Consider the following 20,267-nt stretch of genomic DNA (forward strand, 5'->3'; position numbering starts at 1 on the left):
ATGAAGAATATACTGACAGAAATTGTTGCTCACAAACATATAGAAGTAGCTGCCCGCAAGCAACAACGCAGTGCGGACGAGTTGCGGCAGTCGCCCGGCTTCGACCGTGAGCCGTTATCGCTTCGCAGCTTCCTGCAACAGGCTGATAAGACCGGTATTATCGCTGAGTTCAAACGCCGCTCTCCCTCTAAAGGACTGATCAACGGCGATGTGACCGTACAGCAGGTAACGACTGCGTATACGCGCTATGGCGCTTCCGGACTTTCGGTACTGACAGATGAAAAGTATTTCGGGGGCAGCACTGATGACTTACAGCAGGCACGCAGCTTTAACCAGATACCAATCCTGCGGAAAGATTTTGTGATAGATGAATACCAGATCCTTGAAGCGAAGGCGATTGGCGCTGATGTGATACTGCTGATTGCCGAATGTCTGGATGCTGCGCAGGTGGCCTATCTCGCGGCGTTTGCACATAACCTTGGTCTTGAAGTACTCCTTGAAGTGCATAGTGAATCACAACTGGAAAAAGTGACTGCACACACACACCTTGTGGGAGTGAACAATCGTGACCTTACTACTTTCAAAGTGGACTTCAACCGTTCCTGCGAGCTGGCACCAAAGATTCCGGCAGACAAGGTGAAGGTAGCAGAAAGCGGCATCAATGATCCTAATGCTATCATTACCCTCAAAGCCGCCGGTTTTCAGGGATTCCTGATAGGCGAACATTTTATGAGACAGGAAGATCCTGCACGCGCTTTTGAAAATTTTGTTCAGGAGTTGCATGATCTTCAGGCAAAACAAAATCAGTGATGCGTATTAAAGTTTGTGGTATTACCAGGGCTGCTGACTTACAGGCGCTGGTGGATAACAAGGTGGATTATGCCGGTTTTATTTTTTACGAGAAATCCCCGCGTTTTGCTGCCAGTAAAATTGATGCCCGCACTGTACGTGAAACGGCAGGTATCAGCAAGGTGGGGGTATTTGTAAACGCTCCGGAAGAGCAGGTGAAGCGCACCGTGGCTGATTATGCACTGGATATGGTGCAGCTGCATGGCGACGAAACACCAGCCTTCTGTGCTGCTATACGTAAAGTGGTACCGGTGATCAAAGCATTTCGGATAGGTGATGATGTTGACTGGACAACGTTGTTAACACCTTACCTCACCGTTACGGATTATTTTCTCTTTGACACGGCTTCTGCAAAAGGCTATGGCGGTACCGGAGAGCGCTTCAACTGGGAGTTGCTGGCGTCTTATCCATTTGATCATCCGTTCCTGCTGAGCGGAGGCATTGCGCCGGAACATGCGGGAGGATTGGGCGTGTTGGATATTCCGGCTTTGTTTGCGCTGGATATTAACAGTCGTTTTGAAGACAGTCCTGGTGTGAAGAACATCCCGAAAGTACAACAGTTTGTAAAACAGATTCACTCAACAATTATAAAATAATCGGTCATGGACATTGCGATAAATACCAGCAGCTCCAGGTATCATGTTGATAAGAACGGTTACTATGGCAGGTTTGGAGGTGCATATATACCGGAGATGTTGTATCCCAACGTAGACGAGTTGCAGCGCCGGTATCTCGAAATACTCAGCGACCCTTCTTTCCAGCAGGAGTTTGAGGCCTTGCTGCGCGACTATGTGGGCCGCCCTTCTCCGCTTTATCTGGCGAAGCGATTATCGGAAAAATATAAAGCGCAGATCTACCTGAAAAGGGAGGATCTCAACCATACCGGTGCGCACAAGGTCAATAACACTATCGGCCAGATCCTGCTGGCACAGCGACTGGGCAAGAAACGTATCATCGCAGAAACGGGGGCAGGTCAGCACGGTGTAGCTACGGCTACTGTTTGTGCGCTGATGGGCATGGAATGCGTGGTGTATATGGGTAGTATTGACATTGAAAGGCAGGCGCCCAACGTGGCGCGTATGAAGATGCTGGGCGCTACCGTAATACCCGCCACCAGCGGCAGCAAAACGTTGAAAGATGCTACCAACGAAGCAATTCGCGACTGGATCAATAACCCGGTGACCACACATTATATACTCGGTACTGCCGCCGGTCCGCATCCTTATCCGGATATGGTGTCCCGTTTTCAGTCGGTGATCAGTGAGGAAGTCAGGAAGCAACTGCTGGAAAAGACCGGGAGTGAGCATCCGGATTATGTAGTGGCCTGCATCGGTGGCGGCAGTAATGCGGCCGGGGCTTTCTTCCACTACCTGGATGAAGATGCCGTAAAACTGGTGGCCGTGGAAGCTGGTGGAAAGGGAATTCACAGCGGATTTTCGGCTGCATCCACCCAATTGGGAAAAATAGGTATCATTCACGCCAGCAAAACGCTGCTGATGCAAACGGAGGACGGACAGATTGTGGAGCCACACTCTATCTCCGCAGGGTTGGATTATCCAGGTATCGGGCCAATGCATGCTCACCTGTATGAAACAGGCCGCGCGCAATTCCTCAATGCTACAGATGACGAAGCGCTGGAAGCTGCTTACGAGCTAAGTAAGCTGGAAGGCATCATCCCGGCAATGGAATCCGCACACGCGCTTGCCAAGCTGAAAGATCTGCCATTGAATCCCGATGATGTAGTGGTGGTTTGCCTTTCAGGCCGCGGTGATAAAGACCTGAATACCTATATCCATCACATGAATAAATAAAAGGAAGTATGGAAAATCGTATAGATCAACTCTTTGCTACCAAGAAGAATGGTATTCTGAATATATACTGTACAGCGGGTTTTCCGAAGCTGGAAGACACACTGCCTGTGATGACAGCCCTGCAAGCACACGGCGCAGACCTGATAGAGCTGGGTATGCCTTTTTCTGATCCGCTGGCCGATGGTCCTGTGATCCAGGAAAGCAGCACCAAGGCCCTGCAGAATGGCATGAGCATCCGTAAGTTATTTGAACAGCTGGACGGCTTCAGACAGCGTATAGATGTTCCCGTTATACTCATGGGTTACTTTAATCCGGTGCTTTTATACGGTGTGGAAGCCTTTGTGAAGAAGTGTGCAGAAACCGGTATCGATGGTGTGATCATTCCTGATCTGCCGATGGCGGAGTATGAATCGGACTATAAAGTTATCTTTGAGCAATATAATGTTCACCTGATCTTCCTGGTAACGCCGGAAACAAGTGAAGCACGCATCCGCAAAATAGACAGCCTCAGCAAAGGTTTTCTCTATGCGGTGTCTTCTTCTTCTACTACAGGCAAGGATAAAGACATGGGCAACCAGCAAGCTTATTTTGAGAAGCTGCAGCAACTGAAGCTGAGCAACCCGGTGCTGATAGGTTTTGGGATTAAAGATAAAGCCACCTTTGAGGCCGCCAGCAAATATACCAACGGGGCGATCATCGGAACAGCTTTTATCCGGGCCATCGAGAACAGTACCGATATTGACGCTGATGTGAAAAAATTTATTTCAGCTATAAAAAACTGACATGAAAACTGTTATCATTAAGTACAATGCCGGCAATATCCGTTCTGTGCAATTTGCGTTGGAGCGTTTAGGTGTTAATGGCATTGTGACAGACAATCCGGAAGAGATCATGTCGGCAGATAAAGTGATCTTCCCCGGTGTGGGCGAGGCCAGTACCGCTATGGGGTACCTGCGTGAACGTAATCTCGACAAACTGATCACCGGTCTGAAACAGCCTGTGCTGGGTATTTGCCTGGGCATGCAGTTGATGTGCCGCTGGTCGGAGGAGAACGATACTACCTGCTTTGGCATTTTTGATACGGATGTCAAACGCTTTCAGTCGCCGGTGGATAACCTGCTGAAGATACCACAGATAGGCTGGAATAATATCACGGGCCTGCATAGTGTAATCTTTGAGCATGTGCCGGAAAACGCTTATATGTACTTTGTGCACAGTTATTATGCAGCACTGGGCGCAGATACCGTGGCTACCAGCAACTATGTGATCAATTACAGCGCTGCATTGCAGAAAGATAATTTCTATGCGGTGCAGTTTCACCCGGAGAAGTCGGCTGATGGAGGCTCCCGCATTATTGACAACTTTTTGAATTTAAGATGAATATCAGTAAGATAACAGCTGATGATACTTTGCAGCTGCGCCGCGATGTACTATATCCGAATGAAGAACTGTCGGCTGTAAAGGTTGATGGAGACGAAGACGGGCTACATTTTGGTGTATTTGAAAACGGACAACTGGTAACAGTTGTTTCGTTGTTTTTAAGCGGTAAGGAAACGGCGCAATTCCGCAAACTGGCTACACATCCTGCCGCTCAGGGAAAAGGATATGGAAAAGCCATCCTGGCCCATCTGGTGAGTGTCTGCCGAAATGAGAAAGTAAAACTGCTCTGGTGCAATGCCCGTGATACCGCTGCCACCTTCTATGAGCAGCTGGGATATTACCGTAAAGGGGATTATTTTGTGAAGGGCGGTATCAACTATGTAAGGATGGAATTGCCGCTGGAACAGGGCAATAAGACGCCGGCATTCGAGATCATCCCGGCTATTGATATTATCGATGGTAAATGTGTGCGCCTCACGCAGGGCGATTACAACCAGAAGAAAGTATACAATGAACATCCGCTGGAGGTAGCAAAAGAGTTTGAAGCGTTGGGTGTGCGCCGTCTGCATTTGGTGGACCTTGATGGTGCAAAGAAAGGCCAGGTGGTGAACTGGAAGGTGCTGGAGAATATTGCTGGTAAAACTACATTGGTGACAGATTTTGGCGGAGGTATCAAAACGGATAAGGACCTGGAGATCGTATATGAATGCGGTGCAGCGCTTGCCACTATCGGCAGCGTAGCGGTGAAGTCGCCGGAACTGTTTTTCAGCTGGGTGAAGCGTTATGGTGCTGAAAAGATCTTCCTGGGCGCTGATGTGAAAGATGAAAAGATTGCAGTGAGCGGCTGGCTGGAGGATACAGACCTTTCGGTGTTCGACTTCCTGGAGAGTAATATCGCACAGGGCGTGAACCAGATCTTCTGTACAGACATTGCCAAAGATGGTTTGCTACAGGGGCCTTCCGTGGATCTGTATAAAAAGATCCTGGACAGGTTTCCGGATATTAACTTTGTGGCCAGTGGCGGTGTGAGCAATATTGCAGATGTAGCCGCATTGCAGGAGGCTGGCTGTAGCGGTGCTATCATCGGTAAAGCTATCTACGAAGGAAGAATAACAATGGAAGAATTAAAATCATTCCTGTAAATTATTTCTGTATGCTGACTAAACGTATTATACCATGCCTGGACATTAAGGACGGCCGCACGGTGAAAGGCGTGAATTTCGAGAATATACGCGATGCGGGTGATCCCATTGAACTGGGTGCTTTATATGCCGAACAGGGCGCCGATGAGCTGGTATTCCTGGATATAACGGCAACGAACGAACGAAGAAAAACATTGTCGGAGCTGGTTGCGAATGTGGCCCGTCATGTGAACATCCCGTTTACGGTTGGAGGCGGTATCGCTTCTGTAGAAGATGTGAGTGTGCTGTTGCAGTCGGGTGCTGATAAAATATCTGTCAATACTGCTGCTTTTAAAAACCCTGATCTGCTGGACCAGCTGTCCCGTGAATTTGGCAGCCAGTGTATTGTGCTGGCGATTGACACGCGGTATGAAGACGGCGACTGGTATGTGTATCTCAACGGAGGCCGTGTGAAAACGGATACCAAAGCTTACGACTGGGCGAGGGAAGCGGTTAACAGGGGCGCTGGTGAAATATTGCTTACTTCCATGAACAATGACGGCACCAAGCAGGGTTTCGCGCTGGACATCACCGGGAAGCTGTCGCAGCATCTGAATGTGCCTGTTATTGCCTCTGGTGGTGCTGGTACTATGGAACATTTCCTGGATGTATTTGGCACGGCGCAGGCGGATGCGGCTCTTGCGGCCAGTATCTTTCACTATAAAGAAATCGAAATACCAGCACTCAAAACCTTTCTTTATCAGAAAGGACTGAACATCAGGTTTTAATGAATCGAGAAATAAAAATCTTATGCAGATAGATTTTCAGAAGTCGGCGGATGGCCTTGTACCGGCCATTATCCAGGATGCAGCCACCAGCAAGGTGCTCATGCTGGGATATATGAACAGGGCCGCGCTGGACAAGACCCTGGAAGAAGGGAAAGTGACCTTCTACAGCCGCTCCAAGCAGCGCCTGTGGACAAAAGGGGAGGAGAGTGGTAACTTCCTGCTGATGCAGGATGTGAAAGTGGATTGCGATTCTGATACCCTCCTGATCAAAGCGAATCCTGTAGGGCCCGTATGCCATACCGGCGCAGATACGTGCTGGGATGAGAAAAACATTACTACCGACTTCCTCGCGAAGCTCGAAAGTATCATCGCTGACCGCAAGAACAACCCTTCTGAAAAGTCCTATACTTCCCAGTTGTTTGCACGCGGCATCAATAAGGTGGCGCAAAAGGTAGGAGAAGAGGCAGTAGAAGTGGTGATAGAGGCCAAAGACAACAACGATCAGCTTTTCCTCAACGAGTCTGCCGACCTGTTGTATCATTACCTCGTATTGCTTCAAGCCAAAGGGTTTACACTGGCGGATGTAGTGGAGATCCTTAAGGAAAGGCACGGGAAATAGAACTGTGATTTATGTGATTTGGATGATTTTCCTGATGAGCGAAGATAATATAGGAGATAAGAGCGAAAGATGATTTAGAGCGCTTTGTGATGAAGTATCATTCTATATATCTATATAATTTTCGCATATCAGGAAAATCATCCAAATCATATAAAACACCGTTAAATTCCTGTATCCGAAAATTCCTGTATCTAAAATTCCCTATCTTGCTGGCTGATTAATTAAAAATATTTATAATGAAAGGATTATTCCTGTTAGCTGTGGGCACTCTGATGGCTGTAGGAGCGGATGCCCAGCAGGTATCCGGCACTGTGAAGGGTGGTAACGGCAAAAAAATTTATCTTTTTGATGACCGCGATAATAGCCCGGATGACTCGTTGCTGATCAGCAATGAGCAGTTTAATTTTAAGGTAAAGAGTGGCAAGGAGCCTTCTGTATATGCGCTGATTTTGCAGGATGTGAACTACCCGATGTTGTTTGTATCTGGTAAGGATCCCATTCATTTCACTACGTCGGTAGCCACCTATCCGTTGGCATCCGCTGTGAAGGGGAATGAGAATACGCAGGCGATGCAGCAATACCAGAAAGCATTTGACCCCTTGATTAAGCGGGCAGGGGCGCTTAACAAAGAAGCAAAAGATATTAATCCGGATGACGAACCATCTAAGAATGCGTTCCGCACCAAAGCGGAGCAGTTTAGTGCCGATGTGGTAAAAACCGGTACAGATTTTATAAAAGAGCATCCTAAGGACCTGGCCAGCATCTGGCTACTGATGAATGAGTTGCGTTCCCGCGTGGAGCCTGGTGAATTTCAGCGGCTCTTTTCTTCCCTGGACAAATCTTTACAGGAAGGACAATACGGACAAAGCGTAATGGGTTATATCAGGAGCCTGAAAGCCAATGCGATCAATATTCCTGCAGATGATTTCTCACAACAGGATGTAAAGGGGCAGCCGGTGAAACTTTCCTCTTTCCGTGGAAAATATGTGCTGGTTGACTTCTGGGCCAGCTGGTGTGGTCCGTGCAGGCAGGAGAATCCTAATGTTGTAAAAGCGTATAACAAATATAAAGGCAAGAATTTCACGATCCTTGGCGTATCGTTGGATGAGGACCGTGACAGGTGGCTGAGGGCTATTAACCAGGATGGTCTTACCTGGACACAGGTATCAGATCTTCGCGGATGGGGCAATGAAGTGGCCCAGCAGTACGGTGTGCAGTCGATTCCTACCAACTTCCTGGTGGACCCTGACGGCCGGATCATCGCCAGAAATCTGCGTGGAGAACAGCTGGAAGCCAAGCTGGAACAGGTGCTAAAATAGCCGCTTATCAAAATCAGGTTGACAATGACCGGCTGATTTAACAAATTTGTTATTCGTAAAATTAAAAACCAATGAAAGCAACGATTGTAAGCGCAGCGATACTCTTGCCAACAGTATTGTTCGCACAGGAAAAAAAGAAGGCAGCCCCGGCAGGTAGCCCATTTACCATACAAGGTACCGTATCTGAGCAACAGAAGCCTGCTACCGTGTATCTCCGTATGCGTAAAGGCGGCGAAACTGTGCTGGACAGTGCGCAACTGAGTAACGGTAAATTCACTATTACCGGTAATGTGGAAGAGCCTTCCCTGGTGAGCCTGATGCTGGTGCAGAAAAGCAAGGAGAAGCTGATGTCTATGGGCCGTGATATGCTTGCGCTTTATGTCGATAACGGAACGATTACAGTTACCACTACTGATTCTATCAGCAAGGCTACCGTAACGGGTTCCAAAGCGAATGATGACTATATGAAATTGCAGGAGCAGCTGAAGGATGTAAATGCCCAGGCTGCCGCGCTGCAGAAGAAATACCGTGAAATGGCGAAGAACAAGGATGAAGAGGGGCTGAAGAAACTGGAGACAGCGTACGATGCACTGGATGCGGAAGAGAAGAAAATTGAAAGGGAATTCCTTCTGCAAAATACCTCTTCGCCGATTGCCATGTATGTGCTGAACCAGGTAGCTGGTTATGATATTAAGCCTAACGAAATACTACCGCTGTATAAAAAGCTCAGCAAAGCCGCCCGGAACTCCCCTTCCGGTAAGGACCTCGGTAAGCGCCTCGAGTCTGCAAAGAAGACGGCTGTAGGTGAGTCTGCACTTGAGTTTTCACAGGCAGATTCCAGTGGTGCTAATATCAGCCTGGCCTCCTTCCGTGGGAAATATGTGCTGGTTGATTTCTGGGCCAGCTGGTGTGGTCCCTGCCGTGCAGAGAACCCTAACGTAGTAAAGGCTTACGATAAGTTCAAATCCAAGGGCTTTGAGATCCTCGGTGTTTCCCTGGACGATAAGAAAGAGAAATGGCTGGCTGCTATTACCGCTGATAAGCTCACCTGGACACATGTTTCTGACCTCAAAGGCTGGAAAAACACCGTGGCAGAGCTTTATGGTGTGCGCGCCATCCCGCAGAATGTGCTGATAGACCCTAAGGGTAAAATCATTGCCAAGAATCTGCGTGGCGAGGAGCTGGAGAAGAAGCTCGCCGAAGTACTGTGATTGATGTGATTGTAGTGATTTTCCTGATAAGCGAAGATCAGTAACGAAGATTATTTTATAAGGGCTGGCTGGAAGGCTGGCCCTTTTTCTTTGCCCGGATAACTGAAGGGGGTGCGCTTTTGATTTTTTTGAGCGCAGGTAGCTGGCGGGTTAGCGGCTCTTTCCTAATAAAAGGCGTACAATTATTTGTTTTTCTACGAAACATTCGTAGATTTACGAAACAATCGTAGTTTAAGATGGAGAAACTCACTCAACAGGAAGAAGCGGCTATGCAGGCCATATGGAAAGCAGGAAAGGGTTTTGTTAAGGATTTCCTGGAAGTACATGCCGCTCCGGCGCCGCCATATACCACGCTGGCTTCTACCATTAAGAACCTGGAGAAAAAGGGATTTGTGGAAAGCAGGAAAGCAGGCAATGTTTATGAATACACCCCAGTGATGGATGAGGCTGTGTATAAGAAGAAGTTCATGAACGGGTTCGTGAAGAATTATTTTGAAAACTCCTACAAGGAGCTGGTTTCTTTTTTTGCGAAAGAGAAGAAGATCAGCCCGGATGAACTGAAGGAGATCATCCGTATGATAGAGAAAGGCAAATAATTAAATCACTGCACATGATACCGGCAATTCTGATATACCTGCTGAAGGCCAATATTGCGCTGACGTTGTTTTATCTGGCTTACCGCCTGGGTTTGCGCAGGCTTACTTTTTATACGCTCAACAGGGTATTCCTGATAACGGGTATATTATTTTCCTCCCTTTTTCCACTGATTTCCATTGATGCGTTCATCAACAGGCATGAAGCGATTGCCGGCCAGGTGATCATATATATCCCTGATCTTAACATGCTGCAGTCAACGGCGCCGGTGTTCAGTACCTGGTATGTATTAGTTGGGATGTTCTGGTTGGGGGTATCGGTAATGACTATACGTTTTCTGATAAAACTGTTATCGTTATGGAAGATACACCGGTTATCCGAACATGCACAGGTAGCGGATCACAAGATACGGTTGCTGCAGCAGGAGGTGAGTCCATTTTCCTTCTTCCGGCATATTTATCTGAATCCTTCCCTGCATACACCTGAAGACCTGGCATCTATCCTGCAACATGAGAGTGTGCATGTACGCCAGTGGCATACTGTAGATGTGTTGCTGGGGGAGCTGAACAATATTTTTTACTGGTTCAATCCGGGGGCATGGCTGATGAAGACAGCCATACGGGAGAATCTTGAATTCATTACAGACAGGTACCTGCTCCGGCAGGGCATTGATAAGAAACTGTACCAGTACAGCCTGGTAAAAGTAAGTGGGATCCCATATGCGACGGCCATCGCAAACAATTTCAATTTCTCACACTTAAAAAACAGGATTATTATGATGAACAGGAAAAAGTCATCTGGTTATCAGTTGGTGCGTTACCTGTTGCTCGGTATACTGGTTGGCGGATTGGTATTATCGCTCAATTACAGGCAGGCATCAGCGGCGCTGCATCTTTCTTTGCCGTCAGATACCACTATATTGCCGCCGCCTCCACCGCCACCTGCTCCTCCCGGTGTGCCACCGCCACCCCCTCTGCCGCCAATACGGAAGCAAGCTATCAAACAACTGCCAACGCCGCCTTTGCCGCCGGCTCCTCCCAAAAGGGGCCAGATACCTGATAATGCGGTATATCTTATTGATGGAAAGCAGGTCAGCAAGCAGGATGTTGATGGGTTGTTACCCTCAGATGTTGTTACTGTGTCGGTTTGGAAGCAAACAGACTATAATCTGACGGAAAAGTACGGCCCGGATGCAAAAAACGGGATTGTAAGTGTTACGACCAAAGCAGCATCTCAGTTGTTGGATAAAGAGCCGTCGATCAGTATTACATCGCGTATGAGTGATAAAAGTCTGCTCGACTCACCTGAAGCATTTACCGGCGCATATGTTGTTAACGGAACAGTGGTTCCTCCTGCCACAGTGAAAGCATTGAATCCAGGTAAAGTCCAAACTATTATGGTTGTTGGCGGAAAAGAAGCTGCCACTATTTATGGCAGTGCAGCTGAACACGGAGCTATTGTTATCAATACAAGTGGGAATGGGGCTGTCAGAGAGATTCACAGACTTCAGGCGGATACTATCAGATTTGTGATTGACACGGCAAGAGTTAAGTAAACCTAATTATTATCAACGCAATTGCAAGGCCACGGTCCGCCATCCGTGGCCTTGCTGCGTGTATTACTTTATAGATCTTACACAGCGGAATCCCAGGTTGGATAACCCTGATTCAGGTGTTGTTTTCATCCTGGCGGATACGCGGTAACCGCGGCAGTATTCATCACTGCACATGAAAGAACCTCCTCTTATTACACGTTTGTCTGGTCCGGGATCAGCCGGATCATAGCCTTTGTCCGGACCGGCGGGGTTATGTGTGTTCCCTTCTTTTGTATAATAACCGGCATCATACCAGTCGGCACACCACTCCCATACGTTGCCGGACATATCATAGAGGTAATAACGGTTAGGATTATACGTTTTTACCGGTGCGAGGGCATAGAAGCCATCTGTTTGGGTATTACGGTATGGGAAATTACCGTTCCAGGTATTGGCTTTGGGCTTACCGGTGGTAAGCGGTTCATCGCCCCAGGGATACAGTTGTCCTTTTAGTCCGCCGCGTGCGGCATATTCCCATTCTGCTTCGGTAGGCAGCCGTTTGCCGGCCCATTTGGCGAATGCCTGGGCATCCTGCCAGGAAACCTGTGTTACGGGCTCATTCTCGCGTCCTTTGATGTCTGACTGCGGTCCTTCGGGATGGCGCCAGCTGGCGCCGGCAACAAATTTCCACCACTGCGAAACATCATCAAAAGGTACAGCATGGGATGGCGGTGTGAACACCAGGGAGCCGGCGGCCATGAGGCTGCTGTCGGGTTCTGGTGAGCCGGGTGGCATGGCAGCCATCAGTTCTTCTTTTGAAATGGGCTTTTCGGCGGTGGTTACATATCCGGTGGCGGCTACAAAGGCGGCAAATTCGGTATTGGTGACTTCATGTTCATCCATCCAGAAACTATCCAGCTGTACTGTATGCTTTGGTAATTCATCCGGCATACCGGTGCTGTCGTCTGCGCCCATACTGAAAGCGCCGCCGGGAATGAGCACCATTTTATTGAGTGTATCCGTTTCCGTGATTATGCTGTCTTTAGCCTGTGGGGGGCGCTGCTGGCTGTTGCCACAGGCCGCGCCGGTTCCCAGCAATATGCTGATGTAGAGATAATACCTGTTCATTTGAAGCATCGCTTTTGTATTCAGGGAATAATAACTGTTGGCGGTTTACAACTGGTAAAGCTAATGTTTAATGCTAAAAAGAGAAAGCCGGTTCCGGATTTCTGTATGTCAGTCCCGGAAAGTTAAATGATGTTTCTTAACAATTATATAATCGTCTATTTAGTCAAACTATTGTAAACTGCACTTTTATTACAGGAATTGCTTATGCAACATACTGCTGCACCCTTTACACGCGGGGACTTCGGCAATGATTTTCTCTGGGGAGTGACGATATCTGCTTTTCAGAATGAAGGAGCTTTCAATCATGATGGCCGCGGCGCCTCCGTCTGGGATACTTTCGCCGGGCGTAAAGGCAAGATTAAAGACGGCACTAATGCACGCATCGCCTGCGATTTTTATAACCGTTACACACAGGATATTCTGCTGGCCAAACTGCTTGGCTTTTCTATATTCCGTTTTTCTATTTCCTGGACGCGCATCCTACCTCATGGCACTGGTGCGGTAAATCAGGCAGGTATTGATTTTTACCATCGTGTTATTGATGCCTGTCTGGAACTGGGTCTGGAACCATATGTTACATTATATCACTGGGATCTGCCGCAGGTGCTGGAAAACAAGGGTGGCTGGTGCCATCGTGGTGTGATTTTCGCTTTCGAAGAGTTTGTACGCATATGTGTGCGGGCTTACGGCAATAAAGTAAAACACTGGATTGTGCTCAATGAGCCTTTTGGTTTTACTGCATTGGGATATATGTTGGGCGTACATGCTCCCGGAAAATTCGGTCTTTCCTACTTTCTGCCCGCTGTGCATCATGCGGTGCTGGCACAGGCGGAAGCGGGCCGCGTGATCCGCAATGAAGTCCCTGGGGCCGTCATTGGTACGGCATTGTCCTGCTCGAAGATCGTTCCTTACACAGATAATGAACAGGATTTGTATGCAGCACGCCGTGCAGATGCCCTGTTTAATCGCCTCTTTCTGGAACCTGCGTTGGGCATGGGTTACCCGGTGGAAGATTTTCCGTTGTTGCGACGTATTGAGCGACGCTATGCCTTGTGGCGCGACTGGGACAAGCTGGCATTTGATTTTGATTTCATTGGTGTACAGAATTATTTTCCGCTTGTTGTAAAGTACAATGCCTTTATGCCGATTGTGAGAATATCCGAAGTGAAGGCAAAAGCGAGGGGGGTACCCTTAACCGGCCTTGGATGGGAGATCAGCGGTAATGGTATGTATGAGATACTGAAGCAGTTTGGTAGTTATAAGCAGATAAAGAAGATCATTGTTACGGAGGGCGGGGCTGCCTTCTCTGATCAACTGGAAAGTGATGGCAGCATACAGGATGCCGACCGTATCAGCTATTTCACAGAATACCTCAGCGGCGTGCTTTCAGCACGCCGCGAGGGCGTTCCGGTAGATGGCTATTTTGCATGGACTCTTACTGACAATTTTGAATGGGCGGAAGGATACCGTGCGCGCTTCGGGCTTGTCCATATTAATTTCGATACGCAGCAGCGCACTATAAAGAACTCCGGATACTGGTTCCGGCAGCTGCTCACGGGTCATCTCAACGGTGCTGAAATAAAATAGACCTGTTAGCAGCTGCAAAGAGATTTTAGTCTGCCAGTCGTTTGATGAACCATATATCCCGCAGGCTGAAATGGAATACTGCGTTCACATAGTTTTCTTTCACCAACCCTTCGGCCTTGCTGCCGCGTTGTCCGGCTTCGATACCTACATAATAGCGCAGCTGCCCGTTTTTGCTGGGTAATGAAACACCTATTGTACCTGATATATCTGTGAGGGTAGCACTCTTTACTACCAACGGCAATTTATTGTAGCTAAAGCCTGCCTGCAGGATGGCGCCTTCAAAGGTTCTGTTGTAGTAGTGTTTGGTAATAGCGTATTCGATTCCTGTTGAATATCTTTCTCCATCCTGATAGTAATAGTTGGTGCCTTTATTGTTTAGCCCATTCCATTGCTGGTGGCGGTAATCGGCTACCCATGTTATTTTGCCATTGGTGAGTGAGAGCCCCGCCCCGTATTGGGCGGGCAGTGTGAAATAGCTGGGATCCTGATCCTGTTTAAAGTAGGAGTTGCTGTTCTCATCTGTGATGTTGAGATTTTCCTGGAATTTCAGTTTCGTCTGGAAGCGGTAGGTGGCGCCGACCCCCAATTGCCAGTCTTTTGATACTTTGCCATTGTATTGTGCGCCCACAGTGAAGTTGGGCTTGAAGGCATACTGGTTGTGATGTGTAACGATAGAGTCGGACCCGAGTGTTTGTGAAACGTTGACAGGTCCGAAGAGGAATCCTGTTGAAACGCCTACGGAGAAATGTTTGTTCAGCTGGAAGGCATTGGAGATATAGGCGCGGTTGATCCCGCCGGCGCCTTCAATATTGGAGGTTACGGGGTTGCCGGTGCCGGTGATGAACTTATTGTTCAGCAGTTTGTAGTCCACGGTGCTGAAGGGGGTGACGCCTGCGCTTATTCCCCAGAACCTGGCGGCTTTAAACCCGATTGCAAGGCGTTTAAAATTGATGTCGCCGCCGGTCTGGGATATGCCTGCGCCTTCGTAGCTGACGCGCTGTGCTTTGACGGATATGTCCAGCATGAAGTTCTGCATTGGTAATGCGCTGTAGGAGGCCGGATTCAGCTCGTTCAGGTAGCTGGAGCTACGTCGGCCTATACCGGTGCTCCCGAGGCCGAAATTGCGGCTGTAATCCTTTTCTTCCAGATCACCGATGCCATAAGCGGAATAAATAGAGTTGAGGCCCTGTTGCGCCTTCAGGGTGGAGGCGCATAGCAGGAGTATAAAGGAACAGGTATATAGTTTTAAGTGCATGTGCATGGTTTCAGTTATTTATAAAGCAGATAGTATAGCTGCGCGGTGATTTTGTTTTTACGGGCCTGTTTGTCGTTGACGGTGAAATTTGTGATTGTGGTTTTACCATCGCCGCTGCGTGGTGTAAGCAGCAGACCGCGTGAGCCAAGATCGTCGGCGGTGATTTGTTTTGCGCAGTAGTTGGAAATATCGAAGCTATAGTTTGTGTATTCGTTATATTGTTTGTCTTCTACCAGTGAGCCAAATGCGAGCGTATCTGTTACATCATTGTTTTTGTTGACGGCGCAGAGTGCCATTACCTGTGGCAGTTTGTCGCCGCCACTGCTGCCGTTTACAGGCTTCACCACCAGTATTACTTTCATGATCCTGAAGAATTTTCCAAGGAATGGAAGATTTTTAAGATAGGGTATATCAATTCGTGTAGCCACTCCTGTTACCGGCTGCATAAAGCCGGCGTTGCCGGTTTGCTCGGACGGCAGCTCTTTTACGGCGCCTTGCAGGGTTGCCAGCGGCGTGCCGCTGCGGTCGGCCAGTACACGGTTGAACTGCAGTTCCGGTGCATCCATTTTAAAATCTACATACTTCACGGTGGTGATCAGTTCATTGATATGATAGTAAAGTCTTAGTACGACGGTGGTATCTTCAGCCCGGAAACCTGTCATGGTACGGCTTGCAGCCCCTGGTCTTACCTGCATTCCTTTGAAGAACTGAAGGAAGTTACTGAGGGTAGTGATGTTTGGATTTTTATCACGGAGCATCGTGAACAGTTGTTGACCCAGGTTATCCGACATGCGGATGGAGATCTTTTTATCAGCGTGTGGGCGCACTGTTCCTGTAAAAGTTCCCAGTGGTGTGGATTCTGTAGGGAAGTTGCTGTTGTTGTAGAGGTAATAGAAATTTTTTGCCGGTTGGATAACGGACGTAACCCTGTATACTTCCAGGTTCTGCGGGATGAGTGAATCACCGGACACATAACCGTTGGGCTGCAACAGGAGCGCCATTGAATCATATTTAGCGCCGTTGACGGGAATGTTCACATCTGTAGGGGATGCCAGCTGAAAGAAAGAGGATGCGTTGGTGGTTCCGAAAAGCGGATCTGTTTTAATGCCTGTCAGCAGTGCGCCTGCACCAGAGGTGGCAACAGAATCGTACCGGATGGTTTTCATTTGTACGGTCAGCGTATCGGTCAGGATATAATCGGTGGACTGATCGTTATCCACAATATTATCGTACACAAATCCTTTTTTATCACAGGAAGAGAAGACGGTCATTAAGATGATGACGGCGATGTATCCTGTTAAACGTGTGTAGGAATGATGATGCATAAACTGGTTCATGGTGCGCAATTTTAGACAGGATGGGTACTTACCGCAGGTGTAATATGCCAATAGCCATTATTTGCCGACGAAGCCGGAAATATGTTCCCTGTGCTGGCAATAGCGCCCGAAAAGGCGTTACAGACGGAAGTTTGCTGCTGGTAGATGAAATAACCGGATCTGTCTTTTTAAAAGGGGGGAATATCTATTTCCTCTTTGCCGGAATGCAGTGGCGGATAATTTTGGCAGCACTAAAACAGATCATGCTAATGCGTTATTTCAAAGGTTATCACTTATTGTTACTTGCCTCGCTGGCAGCTTGCTCTAAAAGCAGCACCACTACTGATAAAGTAGGCAACTGGATCAGACGCTCCCAGTATTCGGGAGTGGCGAGAAGTGCGGCCGCATCTTTTGTAATCAATGATAAAGCCTATGTTGGTACGGGTTTCAACGGTACTGACAGACTGAATGATTTCTGGATGTATGACCCTGATCAGAACTCCTGGACTAATAAAAGCATTTACCCTGGAACTGCGAGGAGCGGCGCCGTTGGATTTGCCGCGGGTAACATGGGTTATGTTGGTACCGGCTATGATGGCACCAATAAACTGAAAGACTTTTATAAATACGATCCTTCCAGCAATCAGTGGAATCCTGCTCCTATAGCTCCATTTGGAGGAACGGCCCGCTACGGTGCAGTGGCCTTCACACTAAAAGGGAAGGGCTATGTCACCACTGGTTGGGACGACAACTGGCTCAAGGATATGTGGCAGTATGACCCTGCCACTGATAAATGGACGCAGGTGAAGGACATTCCTAATGGCAAGAGAACCGATGCATCCAGTTTCGTGATCGGGAACAGAGCCTACGTAGTGATGGGAACAGCTAACAATGCACCGATCACTGACTTCTACGCATATGATGCTGATAAAGAAAACTGGGTGCAGCTGAACCCGATCGATAATGTATCAGATGACTCATTTGACGATAGCTATAATTTCAAAGGCAGCGCGGCCGCGGCTTTTGCTATGAGAGGAAAAGGATACGTTGCCTGTGGTACCAATAGTAATGCCGTATGGGAGTATACGCCGGAAACCGACCGTTGGGTACAGAAAACGGATTTCGAAGGCGCAGGGCGCACCTATTCCACTGGCTTTACTGTGAAGGACCGTGGTTTTGTGGTACTAGGCAGCAGCTCCAGCCTGTACCTTGACAATATGTTTGAATTTGATCCAACCGCAGCATATAACAAGAATGACTAAACGGAATATGATTATAACAGGCGGAGTTGTAGTATTACTGACGCTGGCAGCGGTATACAGAAAATACAACCCGCCTTCAACGTCTAATGATATGGTACCTATTGCCGTAGAAACTTTTCAGGTAAATGGCGGATGGGGGTATCGTATAATAATAGATAGGCATCCTTACATTTACCAGGATATTATACCGGGTATTCCCGGTAATCATCCTTTCCATTCAAAGGAAGATGCACAGCGTGTAGGTAATGTGGTGATGCAGAAACTTATGCAGGATAAAAATCCGGGCATGAGCCCTGAAGAGCTGTCCAGGCTTGGGGTTATTTAGTGATTTAGGAATTATGTGATTTGTGAATTTATAAATTCACAAATCACATAATTCCTAAATATTTTTAACATTCCCTTATACCAGACTTAACAAACTTTAACACAAGTGTAACCCTATCTGGCGTATGTTTATCGCATCAAACCAAATGATGCTAAACTATAAGCAGATTCTTAAGTATCGTCCGTTTATTATTTCCCTGCACATACTTGCATGGGCGTGCTTTTTATTCTTTCCTTTCTTTATTTACAGGATACAAATCCTGCACCTGAATTTCTTTTTAAAAGAGCTGGTGGATAACCTCTTTCTGATAGGTATCTTTTACCTGAATATTTATGTGTTGATACCCCGTTATTTTAACGGGAGGAAGATAGTAGTGTATTTCTCCTGTGTGATATTACTGCTGGTGTCGATAACGCTGCAACAGGTGGCGGTGGACTATTATTTTCTGAACAGGTTTTTTCCTGCGTCGCGTGGGATGGCGATACGGATGGAAGAGTTTAAGCAAACGAAAAATATGGGAGGTGTAACATCGGACAGCTTTGGTCCGTTTCATCACAGGCCGCGTTTTTATTTTAGCCAGGCGATGCCTCTTCCAACGGTACCTGCCCTTCCATTATCTGAAGCAGGACTGGCGAGAAAGACGAATGTTGCATTTGGAACAGCCAGAGCAGACGGGGGGGCAATGGCTTTCACGCGGTTGATCAGGCCATCCTTCTGGGAGTACCTGATGTTTCCGGAGGTGTTGCGGCGTTCCGGGTTCTTTGCGTTATTGATGCTTTTCATGAGCGGGTTTATAAAGATTGCACAGGAATGGTTTAAAAGTGAAAAGCAACGCGAAGATCTGAAAGTAGAAAAGCTGAATGCAGAATTAAAATTTTTAAAGTCGCAGATTAATCCTCACTTCCTTTTTAATTGTCTTAATACTATTTATTCACTGGCACACAAGCAGTCTGTTCAGACAGAACACGCGATTTTGAAGTTATCGACGATCATGCGATACATGATTTATGAATCAAATGAAGATACTGTGCAGTTGTTACAGGAGCTGAAGTACCTGCAGGATTACATAGATATACAGCGGCTGAGGTTACCGAAGGATATTGTTGTTGATTACCGGCAGACGGGTAATCCGGCAGGCATTCAGATAGAGCCTATGCTACTGGTGCCCTTCGTGGAAAATGCCTTCAAGCATGGTATCAGTTATACCGAAGATTCATTCATTGACATAGAAATCACTATAGCTGAAAATATGATCCGATTAATTGTCAGGAACAGCCTCTTCAAGGAGCGAGTATCCGAAAGGGGGGGCATTGGGTTACAGAATGTGTTTAAACGCCTGGAAATGTTGTATACCGACAGGCATGAGGTAGATATCCGGGAAGATGATAACCAGTTTATTGTTGATCTTAAAATTGTATTGAAAAAATGATAAAGTGTATTGCCGTGGATGATGAGCCACTGGCGCTGGAAATCATGGAAGATTACATTCGCAGGGTGCCCTTTTTGAGCTTTGCGGGAAAATTCGAAAATGCCGCCGCCGCCCTGCACTTTCTCCAGGAAGAACCGGTGGATCTTGTTTTCCTTGATATTAAAATGCCTGATATCACTGGTATTCAGTTCCTGAAGTCCATGAAATACCCGCCTATGGTTATTTTCACGACCGCCTATGGCGAATATGCCCTGGATGGTTTCAACCTTGATGTAGTGGATTATCTCCTGAAGCCTGTGCCATTTGAACGTTTTCTGAAAGCCGCCTCCAAAGCGAATGAAACCTGGAGCGCCAATCAGCAGAAAGGCAATGTATTACCGGCGGAAGGGGCATGGCTCAATGACTACATTTTCATTAAAACAGAATACAAAATCATCAAGATCAATCTTGAAGATATTCTTTTCATCGAAGCGCTTAAAGACTATACGAAAATCTATACTCAGAATCTGCCGGTACTGACGCTGCGCAGCCTTAAATCTTTTGAAACGCGTTTGCCTGCTGATAAGTTCATCCGCGTGCATCGCTCTTACCTGGTATCACTGAATAAGATCAATTCAGTAGAGAAAAACACGGTGATGATCGCCAACCAGTCTATCCCCATCAGCGATGGTTACAGAGACCGGTTCTATGACGTGATCAACCGCAATTCATGATATTTAATTCGTATTTTTTTCGGACA

General features: G+C 47.4%; 20 protein-coding genes. 17 read left to right on the plus strand and 3 right to left on the minus strand.

Annotation, left to right across the window (positions count from 1 at the left end):
* From trpC to VM802_RS22100, 12 genes are all read left to right on the plus strand, one after another.
* Window positions 1–810, plus strand: coding sequence for an indole-3-glycerol phosphate synthase TrpC (trpC, locus tag VM802_RS22045; RefSeq protein ID WP_325534631.1), 810 nt, complete (start codon window positions 1–3; stop codon window positions 808–810).
* Window positions 810–1,445, plus strand: a complete 636-nt coding sequence (locus tag VM802_RS22050) for a phosphoribosylanthranilate isomerase (RefSeq protein ID WP_325534633.1) — start codon at window positions 810–812, stop codon at window positions 1,443–1,445. Before trpC ends, VM802_RS22050 begins: the two co-directional genes overlap by 1 nt.
* A gap of 6 nt (window positions 1,446–1,451) precedes the next feature.
* Window positions 1,452–2,660, plus strand: a complete 1,209-nt coding sequence (gene trpB, locus VM802_RS22055; protein ID WP_325534635.1) for a tryptophan synthase subunit beta — start codon at window positions 1,452–1,454, stop codon at window positions 2,658–2,660.
* Window positions 2,661–2,668: 8 nt separating this feature from the next.
* Window positions 2,669–3,442 carry a tryptophan synthase subunit alpha gene (gene trpA, locus VM802_RS22060; RefSeq protein WP_325534637.1) on the plus strand — a complete coding sequence of 258 codons (774 nt, stop codon included), beginning with the start codon at window positions 2,669–2,671 and terminating at the stop codon, window positions 3,440–3,442.
* Window position 3,443: 1 nt separating this feature from the next.
* Window positions 3,444–4,040, plus strand: a complete 597-nt coding sequence (gene hisH / locus VM802_RS22065) for an imidazole glycerol phosphate synthase subunit HisH (RefSeq protein ID WP_325534639.1) — start codon at window positions 3,444–3,446, stop codon at window positions 4,038–4,040.
* Complete coding sequence (hisA, locus tag VM802_RS22070; RefSeq protein WP_325534641.1) at window positions 4,037–5,182, plus strand: 1-(5-phosphoribosyl)-5-[(5-phosphoribosylamino)methylideneamino]imidazole-4-carboxamide isomerase; 1,146 nt, start codon at window positions 4,037–4,039, stop codon at window positions 5,180–5,182. Before hisH ends, hisA begins: the two co-directional genes overlap by 4 nt.
* Window positions 5,183–5,193: 11 nt before the next feature.
* A complete protein-coding gene (hisF, locus tag VM802_RS22075; RefSeq protein ID WP_325534644.1) occupies window positions 5,194–5,949 on the plus strand; it encodes an imidazole glycerol phosphate synthase subunit HisF in 756 nt (251 codons plus the stop codon).
* A gap of 22 nt (window positions 5,950–5,971) precedes the next feature.
* A complete protein-coding gene (gene hisIE / locus VM802_RS22080) occupies window positions 5,972–6,568 on the plus strand; it encodes a bifunctional phosphoribosyl-AMP cyclohydrolase/phosphoribosyl-ATP diphosphatase HisIE (RefSeq protein ID WP_325534646.1) in 597 nt (198 codons plus the stop codon).
* 236 nt (window positions 6,569–6,804) lie between these two features.
* A complete protein-coding gene (locus VM802_RS22085; protein WP_325534648.1) occupies window positions 6,805–7,887 on the plus strand; it encodes a redoxin domain-containing protein in 1,083 nt (360 codons plus the stop codon).
* Between the two features lie 71 nt (window positions 7,888–7,958).
* Complete coding sequence (locus tag VM802_RS22090; protein ID WP_325534650.1) at window positions 7,959–9,098, plus strand: redoxin domain-containing protein; 1,140 nt, start codon at window positions 7,959–7,961, stop codon at window positions 9,096–9,098.
* A gap of 236 nt (window positions 9,099–9,334) precedes the next feature.
* Window positions 9,335–9,694 carry a BlaI/MecI/CopY family transcriptional regulator gene (locus VM802_RS22095; protein WP_325534652.1) on the plus strand — a complete coding sequence of 120 codons (360 nt, stop codon included), beginning with the start codon at window positions 9,335–9,337 and terminating at the stop codon, window positions 9,692–9,694.
* Window positions 9,695–9,708: 14 nt separating this feature from the next.
* Entirely contained in the window at window positions 9,709–11,247 is a 1,539-nt protein-coding gene (locus tag VM802_RS22100) for a M56 family metallopeptidase (RefSeq protein ID WP_325534655.1), read from the plus strand.
* Between the two features lie 63 nt (window positions 11,248–11,310).
* Here the strand turns inward: VM802_RS22100 and VM802_RS22105 are convergent, their stop codons facing one another.
* Window positions 11,311–12,354, minus strand: coding sequence for a formylglycine-generating enzyme family protein (locus VM802_RS22105; protein WP_325534657.1), 1,044 nt, complete (start codon window positions 12,352–12,354; stop codon window positions 11,311–11,313).
* A 204-nt stretch (window positions 12,355–12,558) separates the two neighbouring features.
* Between VM802_RS22105 and VM802_RS22110 the strand changes: the two genes are divergently transcribed.
* Entirely contained in the window at window positions 12,559–13,941 is a 1,383-nt protein-coding gene (locus VM802_RS22110; RefSeq protein WP_325534659.1) for a GH1 family beta-glucosidase, read from the plus strand.
* A 25-nt stretch (window positions 13,942–13,966) separates the two neighbouring features.
* Here the strand turns inward: VM802_RS22110 and bamG are convergent, their stop codons facing one another.
* Window positions 13,967–15,196 carry a beta-barrel assembly machine protein BamG gene (bamG, locus tag VM802_RS22115; RefSeq protein ID WP_325534660.1) on the minus strand — a complete coding sequence of 410 codons (1,230 nt, stop codon included), beginning with the start codon at window positions 15,194–15,196 and terminating at the stop codon, window positions 13,967–13,969.
* A gap of 14 nt (window positions 15,197–15,210) precedes the next feature.
* Window positions 15,211–16,533: a DUF4270 family protein gene (locus tag VM802_RS22120; protein WP_325534662.1), complete on the minus strand. Its 1,323-nt coding sequence runs from the start codon at window positions 16,531–16,533 to the stop codon at window positions 15,211–15,213.
* A gap of 248 nt (window positions 16,534–16,781) precedes the next feature.
* Here VM802_RS22120 and VM802_RS22125 point away from each other — a divergent pair, with 248 nt between their 5' ends.
* The 4 genes from VM802_RS22125 (at window position 16,782) to VM802_RS22140 (ending at window position 20,241) form a co-directional block, all read left to right on the plus strand.
* Window positions 16,782–17,774 carry a Kelch repeat-containing protein gene (locus tag VM802_RS22125; RefSeq protein ID WP_325534664.1) on the plus strand — a complete coding sequence of 331 codons (993 nt, stop codon included), beginning with the start codon at window positions 16,782–16,784 and terminating at the stop codon, window positions 17,772–17,774.
* Window positions 17,767–18,099, plus strand: a complete 333-nt coding sequence (locus VM802_RS22130; RefSeq protein ID WP_325534666.1) for a DUF4907 domain-containing protein — start codon at window positions 17,767–17,769, stop codon at window positions 18,097–18,099. Before VM802_RS22125 ends, VM802_RS22130 begins: the two co-directional genes overlap by 8 nt.
* Before the next feature lie 145 nt (window positions 18,100–18,244).
* Window positions 18,245–19,528: a sensor histidine kinase gene (locus VM802_RS22135; RefSeq protein ID WP_325534668.1), complete on the plus strand. Its 1,284-nt coding sequence runs from the start codon at window positions 18,245–18,247 to the stop codon at window positions 19,526–19,528.
* Window positions 19,525–20,241, plus strand: a complete 717-nt coding sequence (locus tag VM802_RS22140) for a LytR/AlgR family response regulator transcription factor (RefSeq protein ID WP_325534670.1) — start codon at window positions 19,525–19,527, stop codon at window positions 20,239–20,241. The genes VM802_RS22135 and VM802_RS22140 overlap by 4 nt, the downstream gene beginning before the upstream one ends.
* The last annotated feature ends 26 nt before the right edge of the window (window positions 20,242–20,267 follow it).

The sequence above is a fragment of the Chitinophaga sp. genome (assembly GCF_035538455.1).
GTDB lineage: Bacteria > Bacteroidota > Bacteroidia > Chitinophagales > Chitinophagaceae > Chitinophaga.

Bases quoted from the DNA above. Each gene is read 5' to 3' on its own strand.
- trpC (WP_325534631.1), top strand. From the start codon at position 1: ATGAAGAATATACTGACAGAAATTGTTGCTCACAAACATATAGAAGTA.
- VM802_RS22050 (WP_325534633.1), top strand. From the start codon at position 810: ATGCGTATTAAAGTTTGTGGTATTACCAGGGCTGCTGACTTACAGGCG.
- trpB (WP_325534635.1), top strand. From the start codon at position 1,452: ATGGACATTGCGATAAATACCAGCAGCTCCAGGTATCATGTTGATAAG.
- trpA (WP_325534637.1), top strand. From the start codon at position 2,669: ATGGAAAATCGTATAGATCAACTCTTTGCTACCAAGAAGAATGGTATT.
- hisH (WP_325534639.1), top strand. From the start codon at position 3,444: ATGAAAACTGTTATCATTAAGTACAATGCCGGCAATATCCGTTCTGTG.
- hisA (WP_325534641.1), top strand. From the start codon at position 4,037: ATGAATATCAGTAAGATAACAGCTGATGATACTTTGCAGCTGCGCCGC.
- hisF (WP_325534644.1), top strand. From the start codon at position 5,194: ATGCTGACTAAACGTATTATACCATGCCTGGACATTAAGGACGGCCGC.
- hisIE (WP_325534646.1), top strand. From the start codon at position 5,972: ATGCAGATAGATTTTCAGAAGTCGGCGGATGGCCTTGTACCGGCCATT.
- VM802_RS22085 (WP_325534648.1), top strand. From the start codon at position 6,805: ATGAAAGGATTATTCCTGTTAGCTGTGGGCACTCTGATGGCTGTAGGA.
- VM802_RS22090 (WP_325534650.1), top strand. From the start codon at position 7,959: ATGAAAGCAACGATTGTAAGCGCAGCGATACTCTTGCCAACAGTATTG.
- VM802_RS22095 (WP_325534652.1), top strand. From the start codon at position 9,335: ATGGAGAAACTCACTCAACAGGAAGAAGCGGCTATGCAGGCCATATGG.
- VM802_RS22100 (WP_325534655.1), top strand. From the start codon at position 9,709: ATGATACCGGCAATTCTGATATACCTGCTGAAGGCCAATATTGCGCTG.
- VM802_RS22105 (WP_325534657.1), bottom strand. From the start codon at position 12,354: ATGAACAGGTATTATCTCTACATCAGCATATTGCTGGGAACCGGCGCG.
- VM802_RS22110 (WP_325534659.1), top strand. From the start codon at position 12,559: ATGCAACATACTGCTGCACCCTTTACACGCGGGGACTTCGGCAATGAT.
- bamG (WP_325534660.1), bottom strand. From the start codon at position 15,196: ATGCACTTAAAACTATATACCTGTTCCTTTATACTCCTGCTATGCGCC.
- VM802_RS22120 (WP_325534662.1), bottom strand. From the start codon at position 16,533: ATGAACCAGTTTATGCATCATCATTCCTACACACGTTTAACAGGATAC.
- VM802_RS22125 (WP_325534664.1), top strand. From the start codon at position 16,782: ATGCGTTATTTCAAAGGTTATCACTTATTGTTACTTGCCTCGCTGGCA.
- VM802_RS22130 (WP_325534666.1), top strand. From the start codon at position 17,767: ATGACTAAACGGAATATGATTATAACAGGCGGAGTTGTAGTATTACTG.
- VM802_RS22135 (WP_325534668.1), top strand. From the start codon at position 18,245: ATGATGCTAAACTATAAGCAGATTCTTAAGTATCGTCCGTTTATTATT.
- VM802_RS22140 (WP_325534670.1), top strand. From the start codon at position 19,525: ATGATAAAGTGTATTGCCGTGGATGATGAGCCACTGGCGCTGGAAATC.